This is a genomic window from Streptacidiphilus jeojiensis, from assembly GCF_042510965.1.
GTDB classification, from domain to species: Bacteria; Actinomycetota; Actinomycetes; order Streptomycetales; family Streptomycetaceae; genus Streptacidiphilus; species Streptacidiphilus jeojiensis.
The window spans coordinates 105,981-120,259 of record NZ_JBEUKS010000006.1; the positions used below are offsets into that span (position 1 = coordinate 105,981).

The following is a 14,279-nucleotide window of genomic DNA, read 5'->3' on the forward strand; positions in this document are numbered from 1 at the left end:
GACGCCGCTGAGCATTGCGTGAGCGTGCTTCCGGCCCGACGTTATCCAATCGAGGCGGGCAGCCGCCGGACAACCGCTGACAGGCCTGCGAGGCCAAGGGTACAACGTGGGAACGGTTGTCACCGGTCGGTACGGCGGGGGTGGAACGGCCGGGGCGGCCCGGTCACGTCGGACCGCCCCCGCCGGCAGGGTCAGCCGCGGCCCGGTGCCAGCCGGATCATGCTCCAGGAGAGCGGCGGGAGTTCGCAGCGGAGCAGCTCCCCGTCGACGGTGGCGCCCTCGGCCGGCCGGGGGACGACCCGGTCGGGTTCGGCCAGGGTGTTGCGGGCGTCCGGGTCCTGGTCCGCCAGCACGCTGTGCTCGACCACCTCGGACACGCCGGTGCCGTGCAGGGCGACCTCCAGCGGCAGCGCCCGGGTCCGGCTGCGGTTGACCGCGAACACCGTCACCTCCCCGCTCTGCTCGTCCAGCACCGCCGTGGCGTGCAGCAGCGGCACCTCGCCGTACTTGGCGGTGGTGTACGCCGGGCTCTCCGCCTCGACCTGCAGCACCCGTCCGCGCCCGTACCGCGACGCCTGCGCGAAGGGGAAGAAGGTGGTCTGCCGCCAGGCCGGGCCGCCGGGCTCGGTCATGATCGGGGCGATCACGTTGACCAGCTGGGCCAGGCAGGCCACCCGGACCCGGTCGGCGTGGCGCAGCAGGGTGATCAGCAGCGAGCCGAAGACCACCGCGTCGGTCAGCGAGTAGCTGTCCTCCAGCTGCCGCGGCGCCTCGGGCCAGTCCGGCGGGTTCTCGTCGAAGTCCTGCTGGAAGCGGGCGTTGTACCAGATGTTCCACTCGTCGAAGGAGATGTTGATCTTCTTCGACGACTTCAGCCGGGCGCCCACGTGGTCGCAGGTGGCCACCACGTTCTCGATGAACGCCTCCATGTCCACCGCCGAGGCGAGGAAGGAGTCGCGGTCGCCGTCGAGCTCCTCGTAGTAGGCGTGCATGGAGATGTAGTCGACCAGGTCGTAGGTGTGCTCCAGAACGGTGGCCTCCCAGGCGCCGAAGGTCGGCATGCTCTGGCTGGAGCTGCCGCAGGCGACCAGTTCCAGGTTCTTGTCGATCATGCGCATCGCGCGGGCGGTGGCGGCGGCCAGCTTGCCGTAGTCCTCGGCGTTCTTGTGGCCGATCTGCCAGGGGCCGTCCATCTCGTTGCCCAGGCACCAGAGCCCGATCGCGAACGGGTTCTTGTCGCCGTGCGCGGCGCGCAGGTCGGACAGCGCGGTGCCGGCCGGGTGGTTGGCGTACTCCTGCAGTTCGATCGCCTCGGCGGTGCCGCGGGTGCCGAGGTTGACCGCCATCATGGGTTCGGCCTCGGGCCCGAGCTTGCCGAGGAAGCCCATGAACTCGGACAGTCCGAAGGCGTTGGTCTCGGTGGCGCGCCAGGCCGGGTCGAGCCGGCGCGGACGCGACTCCACCGGACCCACGCTGTCCTCCCACTTGTAGCCGGAGACGAAGTTGCCGCCGGGGTAGCGGATCGTGGTCACCCCCAGCTCGCGGACCAGTTCCAGCACGTCGGTGCGCAGGCCCGCCTCGTCGGCGGCGGGGTGGCCCGGCTCGTAGATGCCGGTGTAGACGCAGCGCCCCAGGTGTTCCACGAAGGAGCCGAACAGGCGCGGGTCGACCGTGCCGACGCTGAACGCGGGGTCGAGGGTGAAGCGGGCGGGGGCGGTGCGTTGGTGCGGCATGACTGCCTTTCACTGAAAGGTCGGAGCAGGCGGGCAGGCGGGCAGGCGGAGGGCCAGGGCAGGTGGGCGGCGGGCGGGCGGACCGGCTCAGGCCCGGGCGACGGCTTCGGCGAGGGTCCAGGACTCGGGCGGCAGCAGCAGCGTCGAGCTGCGGGCCCCCGGGTGGAACTGCTCCAGCGGGACCAGGGTGAGGTCGCCGGGGGAGCGAAGGTCGGCGGCGGTCAGGGTGTGCGCGGACTTGATGTCGAAGGCACCGAACGCGTTGTGGTCGATGGTGAGTTCGACCGGTTCGGTGCCGCGGTTGGTGGCGAACACCGCGGCCTGGCCGGTCGCCGGGTCGTGGGTGACGGCGGCTGCCACCTGCGGGACGTCGCCGTGGGTGGGCGTCGCGAACGCCGGCGCGGTGAGCCGGGCGTTCAGCGCGCGTCCGCGCGCGGTGTGCGCGGCGGCGGCGAAGGGGTGGAAGATCGCCTGCCTGCTCGCCCCGCCGCCGGGCTCGGTGAGGATCGGCGCGCTGACGTTGACCAGCAGCGAGAGGCAGCCGATCTTGACCCGGTCCGCGTGGTTGAGGATCCCGATGATCAGGTCGCCGAGGACGACGGCGTCCAGGGCCTGGTAGGGGTCCTCGGTGATCCGCGGGGCGTGGCTGATCTCGTGGTCCTGGCCCTCGCCGACGGGCGAGGAGGCGGCAGCTGACGACCACACGTTCCACTCGTCCAGCGAGATCATCATCCGGCGCGGGGAGCCCAGCCTGGCGCTGACGGCGTCGCAGGTGGCAACCACGTCGGTGATGAAGCGTTCCAGCCGCTGCCCCGAGGCGAGGTAGTCGCGGCGGTCGGCGGTGCCGTCGTAGTACGCGTGCATGGACATGTAGTCGGCGACGTCCAGGGTGAGCTCGGCGACGGTGTCCTCCCAGGCGCCGAAGGTCGGCATGTGGCGGAAGGAGGAGCCGCAGGCGACCAGTTCGATGCCCGGGTCGACCAGGCGCATGGCCTTGCCGGCCTCGGCCGCGCGGCGGCCGTACTCGGCCGCGGTGGTGTGGCCGATCTGCCAGGGGCCGTCCATCTCGTTGCCCAGGCACCAGGTCCGCACCGCGTGCGGCGCGGGATGGCCGTTGGCGGCGCGCTCGGCGGCGGTGGCGGTGCCGCCGGCCAGGTTGCAGTACTCGACCAGCTCCGCCGCCTCCTTGGGTCCGGCAGTTCCGAGGTTGACGGCCATCATCGGCTCCAGGCCGTTCCGTCGCGCCCAGGGCAGGAACTCGTCGATACCGACCGTGTTCGGCTCCAGCGAGCGCCAGGCCAGGTCCAGCCGGGTCGGACGGTCGCCGACCGGGCCGACGCCGTCGCGCCAGTCGTAGCCGGAGACGAAGTTGCCGCCCGGGTAGCGCACCACGCTGACGCCCAGTTCGCGGACCAGGTCGGTGACGTCGCCGCGGAAGCCGGCCGCGTCGGCGGTGGGGTGGCCGGGCTCGAAGACGCCCGAGTAGACGCAGCGTCCCATGTGCTCCACGAAGCTGCCGAAGATGCGCGGATCGATCTCGCCAATGTCGAACAGGGGGTGGACGGTGAGGTGGGCTTGCTGCCGTGCGGTCACGTGGAGGTCATTCCTTCGGCGGTCGGGCGGTGGCTGGCGCGGTCGGGGCTGGTGGCGGTCAGCGGCTGCTGCCCGCGAGCAGACCGCGGATGAAGTGGCGCTGCAGGAACACGAACAGCAGCACGGTCGGCACGGTCGCGAAGGTGCAGGCCGCCATCAGCTGGCCCCACAGGTCGGCGCTGCTCACGCCGGCCTGACCGCCCTGGATGTTCGAGGACATGCCCGCCAGCAGGACCGAGAGGGTCTCGTGCTGCTGGTCGTTGATGGCCACGATCGGCCAGACCAGGTCGTTGTAGATGTTGAACAGGGACAGCACGGCCAGCGCGGCCAGGCTGGGCCGCAGCACCGGGACGATCACCGACCAGAAGGCGCGCAGTGGCCCGCAGCCGTCGATCCGCGCGGCGTCCAGCAGTTCGTCCGGGATCTGACTGATGGTCTGCCGCATCCAGAACACGCTGAAGGCGTCGACCGCGCCGGGCAGGATCAGCGCCTGGTAGGTGTTCACCCAGTTCAGCTGGCTCATCTCCAGCAGCATCGGGATGATCAGCACCATCGTCGGCAGCATCAGGGTGAGCAGCACCAGCCCGAAGAACGCGCTCTTGAACGGGAAGTCGAACTTGGCGAACCCGTAGCCGGCCAGCGGGCTGAGGACCAGCAGCAGGCCGCCCTTGCCGACCACCACCAGGGCGGTGTTGTACAGGGCGTGCATGATCGGCGTGTTGTCGAGCATGCCGGTCCAGTTGCGCAGCGTCGCCGCGGACGGGTCGAAGCCCAGCGGGTCGTTGAGGATGCTCGCGCCCGGCCGGAAGGAGGACAGCACCATCCAGACGATGGGGTACAGGAAGACGATCGCGGCCAGCACCATGCAGGCGTAGCCGGCAACGGTGCGGACGGGCTGCCAGGCGGACCCGGCTCCCCCCGAAGCGGTGGCGGCGCGCGGCCGCTCGGTCAGAGTGGTGGAGGTCACCGGCTCAGTCCTCCCTGGAGCGCAGGACGCGGACCGCGGCCAGGGACAGCAGCAGGACGAGGACCACCAGGAGGAAGGAGTTCGCCGCGCCGGTGCCCAGGTCGGAGGCCCGGATGTGGTTGTAGAGGTACATGCCCGACGTGGTCGAGGAGTTGTAGGGGCCGCCCTGGGTGATCATGAACGGCTCCAGGAACATCTGCGAGATGCCGAGGGTCGAGATGACCACGAAGAAGCCGACCGCGGGGCGCACCAGCGGGACCGTGACCGAGAAGAAGGTCCGCACCGGACCGGCTCCGTCCAGCGAGGCCGCCTCGTACACCTCGGGCGTGATGCCCTGGACCGCGGCGAGCATGATGATCAGGGCGAAGCCGCTGGTCTTCCAGATCACGAAGAGCGCGATGGCGGGCTTGGCCCAGGTGGTCGTGGTCAGCCAGCCGATGTTCGGGCCGCCGAGCGCGGTCAGCACCCGGTCCACCGCGCCGAAGTGGTCGTCGAAGAGCAGCACGAAGGCCTGCGCCATCGCCGCCAGCGGCGTCACGTAGGGCAGGATGACGACGGTGCGCAGGGTCTTCTTGAACCTCAGCCGCGAGCGGGTCAGCAGGCTGGCGACCGCGACCGCGCCGAGGGTCTGCACTGGGACGATCAGCAGCCACATCACCCCGGTGTTGCCCAGCGAGGCCCAGAAGTCCCCGTTGGTCAGCAGGTAGCTGTAGTTGGACCAGCCCACCCAGCGCAGCACGCCGGCGCCGTGCCAGTCGCTGAAGCTCAGCTCCAGGGCGTAGACCAGCGGGTAGGCGGTGAAGGCGGCGAAGATCAGCAGGAAGGGCGAGATCAGGGCCAGGCCCCACCACCGCTCCTGCCGGGCCCGGGACCCGCCGGACCCGGGGCGACGGCCCCGGACCCGGCGGGCGGGCGGCGAATCCTGCTGCGCCGACTGCGGCGCGCGTGTGTTCCAGGTCAGGTTCGCCATGGCGGTCAGGCCCGGTCGACGAGGTTGGTCTGGATCGCCGACACGGACTGCTTGATGACCGCGTCCACGCTCATCTTCCCGTCCATCAGCTTCTGCAGGTTGGCGCCCAGGTAGGCGTCGGCCTGGTTGAACCAGGTCGGGATGCGGTAGCCCGGCGGGATGGCCAGCGAGGCCTGGGTGCCGACCTCCCACAGGTTCTCGTTGCCGAGCCCGGCCAGTGGCTTGAACAGCGAGTTCTGCGGGTTGAGCGCGGACTTGACCGACGGCAGCGCGGTGTTCAGGCCGTTGGGGTAGACGCTGTTGCTGCCGAACACGGCCTGGTAGCCCTCGGCGCTGTAGACCGCGTGCTCGTAGAAGAGCCAGGCCAGGTCCGGGTTGGCGGCCTTGGCCGGGATGACGAAGGAGCTGCCGCCCATCACGCCCGAGCGCGCCCCGCCGGTGGTCCACGCGGGCAGCTGCGCGGCCCGCCAGTGGCCCACGCTCTTCTTGAAGGTGCCCTGGACCAGGAAGTTGTACCAGATCGCCCACGGCACCAGGGAGACCGTGCCGCCGTCGGCCTGGGCGATCTGCGCGGTGCTCGCGAACTTGCTGCGGGCCCCCAGGCCTTCGTCGGCGACCTTCTTGATCCAGGTCAGCGCCGTGCGGAAGGCGTCGGTGTCGATGGTGAGCTTGCCCGCGGAGTCGACCATGCCGGTGCCCTGCTGCTGGTTGACCAGCATCATCAGCCACTGCATGGCCAGGTCGGGGTCCTGCTCCAGCGGGATCGGCTGGGCCTTGGGGTTGCGGCCCTTGATCTCCCGGGCGGCGTCCAGCAGGGCGTCGTAGGAGGTGAGCTGGGTGGGGTCGACCTTCGCGGCGGACAGGATGTCCTCGCGGTAGTAGAGCAGGCCGGGGTCGGTGTCCCAGGGGATGCCGACCAGGCGCTGGCCGTCGGTGTTCACGTCCAGCTTGTACTGCACGGTGTCGGCGCGGTACTTGGCCATCAGGGAGGTCAGGTCGGTCAGATGCTCGGCCTGGCCCAGCACGCTGCCGTCGCCGAGGTAGGCGCCGTCGGGCACGCCGGCGCCGGAGATCAGCGCCGGGGCCAGCTTCTTGTCGATGTCGACGCCGACCAGGTTCACGGTCACCGCCGGGTACTTCTTGGTGAACGAGGGCACCACGCCGCGGAAGACCTTCAGGATGTCGTCGTCCTTGAACCAGAGCGTCGTGCTGCCCTTGGCCTGCGAGGGAGCGACCGAGCCCAGGGCCTTGGGGGCGGCGGAGGAGCCGGGAGCACAGGCGCTGAGCGCGCCGACGGCGGCGGCTCCGACACCGGCCGCGCCGAGCACACGGAGCAGTGAACGGCGGGACGGGCCGGCCACGGGCTGGTCGGCGGCGGATCTGTGCTCGGAGCTGTTCGACGACATGAGAGTCTCCCTTGACTGCTGCTGATGGCTGCCGCCGTGGAGTTCGGCGGGGCGGGCGAGCGGGGGGTGCGGCACACGCAGGGGGAGTGCCGCGGGTGGGGTGGGGCGGATGGGTGGCGCAGAGGGGGTGGAGCGGGCGAAGCTGGGGGCGGGCAGGCGCCGGCGAAGGTCCTGGGGGTGGTGCGGCTCCAAGCGCGGAGCACCGGCCCGTACCTGCGGGGTTCGCCGTCCGCAGTCCGCTGGTGGCGGTGGTCGGCTGATCAGGTTCTTACGTTGTACCCGTGGTACGGCGGTCGCGTCAATGGCCTGTCCGACATCCCGCCGTCGCCTCTTCGTAACACTGCGCCGGAGGCCGCCCCGGGGCGTGGGGGTGCCGGGCGGCGGGCCGTGCACGGCCCGCCGCCTCGACTGCTCCTGCTGGTCACGCTGCTGGTGGTGCGACGGCTACTGGATGCCTTCCTTGACCAGGAGCCACTGCTGGCAGTTGTAGCCGGTGGACGCCCACTGGTCGGCGATGGCACCGTCGGCCGTGGAGTTCGCGTAGATCTCCAACAGCTTGCTGCTGTTGGCGTTGGTCCAGGTCGCGTACCCGGAGTCGGTCGGCGTCAGGGTCCAGCGCTGGGAGGCCGAGCCGCTGGAGGCGTTCTGCACCACCGCGGCGCCGTTGGCGGTGGAGGCCCCGCTCACGGTCAGCAGCTTCCCGCTGTTGAGGTTGGTCAGCGTGTAGCCGCCCGCGGAGGCGGCGCTGATCCGCCAGGTCTGGGTGGGGTTGTTCGTGTCCCCCCACTGGCCCGCCGGCGCGCTCTCGGTGGTCAGCGCGGAGGTGATCTCCAGGTCCTTCGCGCTGTTGCGGTTGACCAGCTTGAACTCCCCGTCCGCGGCGACCCCGGCCTGGTAGACGTCGATGGCGTCGAGCTCCGCGTAGCTGCCGTTGTACCCGAAGGTGATCGTGTTGGACCCGGCGTTCAGGGTCGCGGTGAACTGCGCCCAGCCGTAGCGGTTCCAGTCGACGGTGGCCGGATAGCTCACCGTGCTGGCCGTGCCCCCGTTCACGCTCACGGTCTGGCTGCTGGTGGCGCCGCTGCCGTTGTCGTAGCGGACGTTCACCGTGTACGTCCCCGCGGTGGGGACGTTGACGTGGGTGAACGCGACCTTGCTGTCGGAGTAGTTGATGTAGCCCACCTTGCTGCCGTTGTCCGCGTCGACCTGGGTGACCACGGAGGCGTCGGTCAGGGTGGCCCGTTCGGCCTCGTAGTGGTGGGCGTTCAGCGGGACGGAGCCGACCCGGATGTCGTTGTACGTGGTGGTCAGGTTCTCCACATCGGTCGCCTGGTACAACGTGTTCCCGTCCACGCTGGTGTCGAAGGCCTGGGCGAATCCGGCGAAGTAGCCGCCCTGGGTGTCACTGGCGTCGTAGGTCACCGCGTACGGCAGCCGCTCCCAGGGCCCCTGGCCGAGGTTGTAGTTGACGTAGAAGTTCTGGCCGCCGCTGATGTTCCCGGAGGAGTCCAGGGCCCACTTGGCGGAGACCACGACCATGCCGTTGGGCCCGCCGCCGGCCACCCACTTCACGAAGGGCGAGGAGCCGAGCCCCCGGCCGTTGGCCAGCTTGATCGGAGTGCCCAGGTCGGAGGCGGTCCAGGTGATGCCGTCGTCGGAGAACTTGTAGTACACCACCGCGGTGTTCAGCGTCGTCGAGGGGCGGTTGACCACCTCGTAGGTCGCCATGTACTTGCCGTTGGGCAGCGCGGTGACGGTGATCATGCCGGGGCGGTCGCTGTCGTTGGCGATCGCGGTGACGTTGCCCTCCGCGCCCCAGGTGGCCCCGCCGTCGGTGGACACGTGGTAGGAGACCGCCTGCAGGATGCCGCTCGCCTTCTGCCGTTCGTCGGAGAAGTAGCACACCAGCGCCCCGGCCGAGTCCAGGCCGAGCGAGGGCTCCCAGACCGCGGTCGTGGTCGAGGTCGCGCTCGGGTCGTAGACGGCGGGGCCGCCGCTGTCCACGGTGCTCAGGTAGGACCAGGTGGCGCCGTGGTCGGTGCTCTTGTAGACCACGATCCGGGTGCTGGACTTGTCCGACGGCATGATGTTCCCCGCCAGCAGCAGCGTCCCGGCCGCGAGACCGCCGGTGGCCTGCGGCACCTCGTACAACGACGGCTGCGAGGTCTTGATCAGCGTGGAGAAGTCGTTCCCCGGCACCACGTCGCTGAGGTGCGTCCAGGTCGCGCCGTTGTCGCTGCTGGAGTAGATCGGGTACACCTGCTTGCCGTTCACCCAGACCAGCTGGTCGTAGGTCACCAGGATGCGCCCGTTGGCGGTGCCGCTGTGCTTCAGTACGACGATCTTCGCGTAGGTCGTCCCGGCCGGGTCGAAGGAGCTGCCGGCGGCGGGGGAGTACACCAGCGAGCCGTTGCCGGTGGTCACGGCGTGCGCGGTGCCGGGCGCGGCGACCAGCGCCAGGCAGGACAGCAGCAGGAGCAGGGCCCGGAGGGCGGCACGCCCCGGGCGGCGGGGCGGACGTTCGAGCAGGCGCATACGACATCCTCGGTGGGTGGGTGGAACACGGTGGGACCGCACTGCGGGAGCGGCGGGCGGCATCACGCGCCGGCCGCGCCGAAGGGGGCGTGCGGGCGGGGATCACCCGCTGCACGCCATGCGGTGCCATCGTTGTACCTACCGGCCTGCCCGGCGTCAATAGAACGGACCTGTGGTCCTGCCCCGGCCCGTTCCGGGGTCAGGAGCGGCGCTGCGGCTTGCCGCGCTTGCCGGGCTTGGGCTTCCCGCCCTTACCGGCGCCGGAGCCCGAGCCGCCGCCGGTGCGCGGACGTCCGCCACCGGTCCTGGCCGCCCCGCCCTTCTGCCCGCGCCGGTCGCCCGCCTTGTCGCCCGCCTTGGCGCGCTGCTGCTTGGGCTGCGGCGCGGTCTCGCCCGCGCGGCCCCGGGTGCTGTTGACCGTCCGGCCGCGGACGATGCCGATGAACTCCTCCACCAGGTCCGTGGTCCGGTCCTCCGGCCAGGCGAGCGCCACCTGCGACTGGGGCGCGTCGGTGACCGGGCGGTAGGTCAGGTCCTTGCGGTGGTGCAGCCGGGCGAGCGACTGCGGGACGACCAGGACCCCGATCCCCGCGGCCACCAGCTGGACCGCGTCCGCCGTCGTGGCCGGGCGCTCCTTGGCGGGCACCCCGGGACGCTGCTCCCACTCCAGGACGTCGTCCAGGGGGTGCAGCACGATCTCCTCGGCCAGCTCGGCGGCGGTCAGCTCGGCCGCCTCGGTCAGCCGGTGCTCCTTGGGGACCACGACCACCGTGGTCTCGGTGTAGAGCGGGATGGCGCTGAGGACGGTCCGGTCGACCGGGAGCCGGACCAGCCCGGCGTCCGCGCCGCCCTGCCGCAGGGTCGGGTCGCCCTCGGCCGCGGGCAGTCCCACCAGGGTGAGCGGGACCTGCGGCAGCCGCTCGTTCCAGACCTTCACCCACTTGGTGGGGGTCACTCCGGGAACGTATGCGAGCCGGAACGGCGAGGTCACCTGCGTCTCTGTCACGGAGCCAGGCTACCGGCCGTGACCTGGACAGGCTCCCGCGCTGGTTACCCTTGACCCCATGACGACGCTCAAGCCGAAGACCCCCCAGACGATGAAGCCCGCGACCGCGGCGAAGAAACTGGGTGTCCACCTCCAGGCCACTCCTGCGGAATTCCAGGAGGGCGTCGTCTCCCGCGACGAGCTCAACGCCCTGCAGGCCGATCCGCCGCAGTGGCTGGCGGACCTGCGCCGCAACGGCCCGCACCCCAGGCCGGTGGTCGCCGACAAGCTGGGCGTCTCCATCTCCGGGCTGGCCCGCGGCGGTATCACCGAGGCGCTCACCACCGAGCAGATCGACGAGCTGAAGGCCGCCGCCCCGGAGTGGCTGCAGCGCGAGCGCGCCACCCAGGCGGAGGTGCGCAAGGAGACCGTGCGCATCAAGGAGAAGCACAAGCAGGAGGCGGCCAAGCAGCGGGACCGCGGCTGATCCGCAGCCCCACCCTCACGGCGCCGGCGTCGGCGTGTCGGCGCCGGTCCTCGTACCCGGATGCCACTCCGCCGTCCGGCGGAGACCATTCTGTGACACAGGCATTGACGCGTGTGCATGCCAAGGTCGATAGTTCCAAGAGATCCTTGTGAGAGCGCTCTCACTGCGGCACTCCCCTGCCGCCGCTGTTTCGGAACCGTGCCGGAGCTCCCGTCCCCACACGGCAGTTCGCGGCGCACTCTTGGGAGTTGTAGATGACCGGTACACACGCACGAAGCCCGCGCTCCCCACGGCGTGGGCTCTCCCTGCTCCGCTTCCTGCGCCGGACCCGCTCCGCCGTGCTGCTGGCGACGATCGCGCTGGTCGCGGCGTACATGACCTTCCCCAGTGCCGCCAACGCGGTCACCGTGCCCGCGCCGCCCGCGGGTTGGACCACGGCGTTCAGCGACAGCTTCGCCGGCGCGTCCGGCAGCGCGCCGTCGTCCTCGAACTGGATCTACGACACCGGCCCCGGGTCGAACTTCGGGACCGGCGAGATCGAGACCATGACCAACTCGACCAGCAACGTCCACCTCGACGGCAGCGGTCACCTGGACATCACCGCGATCAACAACGGCGGCAGCTGGACCTCGGGCCGGATCCAGACGCCGAGCGCCAACGTCGGCGCGCCGGCCGGCGGCAAGCTGCAGGTCACCGCGTCGATCCAGCAGCCCAACCCGGGCAGCGGCCTCGGCTACTGGCCGGCGTTCTGGATGCTGGGCCCGGGCCAGTGGCCCGAGAACGGCGAGGTCGACATCATGGAGGACGTCAACGCCCTCTCCCAGGTGGCCGGGACGATCCACTGCGGCACCTACCCCGGCGGGGTGTGCAACGAGGGCAACGGCATCGGCAGCGGGCTGCGCGCCTGCTCCGGCTGCCAGACCGGGTACCACACCTACTCGATGATCCTGGACCGCACCAACACCTCGGCCGAGACCATCACCTGGTACCTCGACGGCGCGCAGTACTTCAGCGTGAGTGAGAGTCAGGTCGGCGCCTCGACCTGGCAGGCGGCCTTCGACCACAACCTGTCGATCATCTTCGACCTGGCCATCGGCGGCGGATTCCCCAACGGCGTCTGCGGCTGCACCACCCCGACCTCGGCCACCAGCTCCGGTGCCACCATGAGCGTCGGCTACGTCGCGGCGTACACCACCACCGGAGGCGGCACCACGCCGCCGCCCACCGGCGGCAGCGCCGTCACCGGCTACAACGGCCTGTGCCTGGACGACCGTTCGGCCAGCACCGCCAACTTCAACCCGGTCCAGGTCTACACCTGCAACGGCACCGCCGCGCAGCAGTGGACCTACGTCGCGGCCGGTACCACCCTGCACGTCCTGGGCAAGTGCCTGGACGTCAACGGCGGCGGCACGGCCAACGGTACGCTCGTGGATCTCTACGACTGCAACAACACCGGGTCCCAGGTCTGGATCCACGAGTCCAACGGGGAGTACTACAACCCGCAGTCCAACAGGTGCCTGGACGACACCGGGTACGGCGGCTCCGGCACCCAGGTGCAGATCTGGGACTGCGCCGGCACCGCCAACCAGCTGTGGTCGCTGCCGGCCTGACGTCACGACAGTTGTGACCCCCAGTCAGCAGTGAAGGAACCATGACGGCCGGCGTCCCACCGCGAAACGGTGGGCGTCGGCCGTCATGGCCGAGGGGCTCAGCCGAGCAGGCGCAGTCGGGTCGTGGCGACTCCGAGGTGGACCACCTGGCCCCAGGTCAGCTCCAGGGCGTCGGACTCGATGCCGTCGCCGAAGGCGACCAGGCGGTCGGACTCCACGGTGAGCGAGAGCCGCTGCTCCCCGGCCAGCAGGCCCTGGACCTGGTCGGTGCCGGTGGTGGGGGAGGGCCAGGCCTCGCGGACGAACCAGGCCAGTGCCGGGTCGTCGGGTGCCGGCAGCCGGAGCGGGCTCTGCCGCTCCAGCCAGGCGGAACGGCACCAGCCGGTGGCCCCGGTGCCGGTGCCGACCAGGACACCGGAGCTGGCCTGCGGCTCCGGCGCCTCGCCGGTCGCGGTCCCGAGCCGGTAGCGGGCGGTCTGGTGGCCGGGCTGGCCCAGGTAGATCTCGTTCAGGGCCAGCAGCCGCTGGGTGTCGTCGGCCACCGCCTCCACCATGGTGCGCTGGTCCAGCCGCGCCTCCAGCCCGGGCTCGACGGCGGCCCGCAGCAGCTTGGCGGCGTCGGCGGCGCGGTGCCGGACCAGGACGCCCGGGTTGCGGCCGGGTTCGGCGTCGATGCCCAGCACCGGCTGCCCGGCCAGGTACTTGGCGGCGTTGGCGACCAGCCCGTCCTGGCCGACGACCACCACGACGTCGTCGGGGGCGAACAGGAAGCGGGACAGGTCGGTGCGCTCCACCCGGGCGTGCCGCCAGTCCGCCGGGACCGCGCCGGCGACCTGGGCCAGCGCGGCCTCGGCCAGCCGGTGCCGCCGCTCGACCTCGCCGATCTCCCGGCCCCGGGTGCGCAGGAAGAACTCGGCCTGCCCCCGGGTGCTGTGACGGTCGATCAACTCCTGGTACTCGGTGCGCCGGTGGACCAGGACGGCGCGCGGGGCCAGGCTCACCGCGCCAGCCTGCCGAGCAGGTCGGTGAGCAGGTCCGGGGTGAGCGTCAGATGGTCCACCTTGGGCAGGTTCCCGGCCAGCTCCATCAGCGCCAGGGCGTGCAGCACGGCCGGGTCGACCTGCTGGTGCGCGGCCAGCCGGTCCGCCTCGGCGGCGGCGGTGGCGGCGCCGATGGTCCGGACCGCCTCGGCCTCGGCGGTGGCCAGGGTGGTGCGCCGGTCGGCCTCGGAGCCGGTGCGGACGGCCGCGGCGGCTGCCTCCTCCTCGGCCAGGCGGCGCGCGTTGGCGCCCTGCTGGGCCACCAACTGCTCCTCGCGGCGGGCCAGTTCGATCCTGCTCTCCAGCTCGTTCTCGGAGATGGCGCGCTCGTTCTCGACGGCGACGGCGCGGCGCTCGAAGGTGGCCCGGTCCGCCTCCTGCTGGATCTGCTCGCGGGCGGGGGTGCGCAGCGCCCGTTCCACCTCGGGCTCGGGGCGCAGCGCGACCACCCGTACCGCGATGACCTCCAGGCCGGTCTCGGCCAGCCGGGGCTCGGCGGCCAGCCCCTCGGCCATCCGGGTGCGCACCGAGGCGACCCCGTCGACCAGGGCCTCGGCCAGGGCGGTGCGGGCCAGCAGGTGCAGCGCGTGCTGCTGGGCGGTCTCGGTGAGCAGCGAGCCGATCTGCTCCAGCGGCGCGGCCCGCCACACCCCGGTGTCCGGGTCGATGCCGAAGTCCAGCCGGGTGGCGGCGGCCGCCGGGTCGGTGATCCGGAAGGTCACCGTGGCCTGCACGGTCACGTCCTGGAAGTCGGCGGTGCGGCCGTGGAACAGCATGGCCAGCTCACGGTCGTCGACGGGTACCTCGGAGAGCGCGGCGACCAGCGGCCGGAACCAGAAGGCGATGCCGGCGCCCTCGTGGGCGATCTCGCCGCGGCGCAGGTGGCGGATGTGCGAGGTGGGTGCGGCGCGCAGGTGTCGCAGCCCGAAGCGCTTGTTGATGTCGGCCATGGC

Annotated in this window: 11 protein-coding genes; 2 read left to right on the top strand and 9 right to left on the bottom strand. The window is 71.4% G+C overall.

The features are described 5' to 3' along the window. Positions 1 to 191: 191 nt before the first annotated feature. From arfA to ABUW04_RS18130, 7 genes are all read right to left on the bottom strand, one after another. The gene (gene arfA, locus ABUW04_RS18100) at positions 192 to 1,733 is read right to left on the bottom strand and encodes an arabinosylfuranosidase ArfA (RefSeq protein WP_380565728.1); all 1,542 of its coding nucleotides are present in this window, start codon (positions 1,731 to 1,733) and stop codon (positions 192 to 194) included. A gap of 87 nt (positions 1,734 to 1,820) precedes the next feature. Then, positions 1,821 to 3,326, bottom strand: coding sequence for an alpha-N-arabinofuranosidase (locus ABUW04_RS18105; protein ID WP_380565729.1), 1,506 nt, complete (start codon positions 3,324 to 3,326; stop codon positions 1,821 to 1,823). 58 nt (positions 3,327 to 3,384) lie between these two features. Beyond that, positions 3,385 to 4,293, bottom strand: coding sequence for a carbohydrate ABC transporter permease (locus tag ABUW04_RS18110; RefSeq protein ID WP_380565730.1), 909 nt, complete (start codon positions 4,291 to 4,293; stop codon positions 3,385 to 3,387). Between the two features lie 4 nt (positions 4,294 to 4,297). Further along, a complete protein-coding gene (locus ABUW04_RS18115; RefSeq protein WP_030256906.1) occupies positions 4,298 to 5,263 on the bottom strand; it encodes a carbohydrate ABC transporter permease in 966 nt (321 codons plus the stop codon). A 5-nt stretch (positions 5,264 to 5,268) separates the two neighbouring features. Next, positions 5,269 to 6,669, bottom strand: a complete 1,401-nt coding sequence (locus ABUW04_RS18120; protein ID WP_380565731.1) for an ABC transporter substrate-binding protein — start codon at positions 6,667 to 6,669, stop codon at positions 5,269 to 5,271. A gap of 444 nt (positions 6,670 to 7,113) precedes the next feature. Continuing rightward, positions 7,114 to 9,204, bottom strand: coding sequence for an RICIN domain-containing protein (locus tag ABUW04_RS18125; protein ID WP_380565732.1), 2,091 nt, complete (start codon positions 9,202 to 9,204; stop codon positions 7,114 to 7,116). 199 nt (positions 9,205 to 9,403) lie between these two features. Continuing rightward, on the bottom strand, positions 9,404 to 10,210 hold the full coding sequence (locus tag ABUW04_RS18130) for a LysR substrate-binding domain-containing protein (protein WP_380565733.1): 807 nt from the start codon (positions 10,208 to 10,210) through the stop codon (positions 9,404 to 9,406). Between the two features lie 58 nt (positions 10,211 to 10,268). On the opposite strand from ABUW04_RS18130, the gene ABUW04_RS18135 reads away from it, so the two are divergent. Both ABUW04_RS18135 and ABUW04_RS18140 read left to right on the top strand, forming a co-directional pair. Then, positions 10,269 to 10,676, top strand: a complete 408-nt coding sequence (locus tag ABUW04_RS18135; RefSeq protein WP_030256895.1) for a DUF5997 family protein — start codon at positions 10,269 to 10,271, stop codon at positions 10,674 to 10,676. A gap of 254 nt (positions 10,677 to 10,930) precedes the next feature. Next, on the top strand, positions 10,931 to 12,286 hold the full coding sequence (locus ABUW04_RS18140; protein WP_380565734.1) for a ricin-type beta-trefoil lectin domain protein: 1,356 nt from the start codon (positions 10,931 to 10,933) through the stop codon (positions 12,284 to 12,286). A gap of 98 nt (positions 12,287 to 12,384) precedes the next feature. Here ABUW04_RS18140 and ABUW04_RS18145 read toward each other — a convergent pair whose 3' ends face one another. Next, positions 12,385 to 13,287 carry a hypothetical protein gene (locus ABUW04_RS18145; protein WP_380565735.1) on the bottom strand — a complete coding sequence of 301 codons (903 nt, stop codon included), beginning with the start codon at positions 13,285 to 13,287 and terminating at the stop codon, positions 12,385 to 12,387. Continuing rightward, positions 13,284 to 14,276 (bottom strand): SPFH domain-containing protein, encoded by a 993-nt coding sequence (locus tag ABUW04_RS18150; protein WP_030256886.1) that lies wholly within the window; start codon positions 14,274 to 14,276, stop codon positions 13,284 to 13,286. The genes ABUW04_RS18145 and ABUW04_RS18150 overlap by 4 nt, the downstream gene beginning before the upstream one ends. Between the last annotated feature and the right edge of the window lie 3 nt (positions 14,277 to 14,279).

Excerpts from the sequence above, each read along its gene's own strand:
- ABUW04_RS18125 (WP_380565732.1), bottom strand. The coding sequence starts at position 9,204 with ATGCGCCTGCTCGAACGTCCGCCCCGCCGCCCGGGGCGTGCCGCCCTC.
- ABUW04_RS18135 (WP_030256895.1), top strand. The coding sequence starts at position 10,269 with ATGACGACGCTCAAGCCGAAGACCCCCCAGACGATGAAGCCCGCGACC.
- arfA (WP_380565728.1), bottom strand. The coding sequence starts at position 1,733 with ATGCCGCACCAACGCACCGCCCCCGCCCGCTTCACCCTCGACCCCGCG.
- ABUW04_RS18140 (WP_380565734.1), top strand. The coding sequence starts at position 10,931 with ATGACCGGTACACACGCACGAAGCCCGCGCTCCCCACGGCGTGGGCTC.
- ABUW04_RS18150 (WP_030256886.1), bottom strand. The coding sequence starts at position 14,276 with ATGGCCGACATCAACAAGCGCTTCGGGCTGCGACACCTGCGCGCCGCA.
- ABUW04_RS18115 (WP_030256906.1), bottom strand. The coding sequence starts at position 5,263 with ATGGCGAACCTGACCTGGAACACACGCGCGCCGCAGTCGGCGCAGCAG.
- ABUW04_RS18120 (WP_380565731.1), bottom strand. The coding sequence starts at position 6,669 with ATGTCGTCGAACAGCTCCGAGCACAGATCCGCCGCCGACCAGCCCGTG.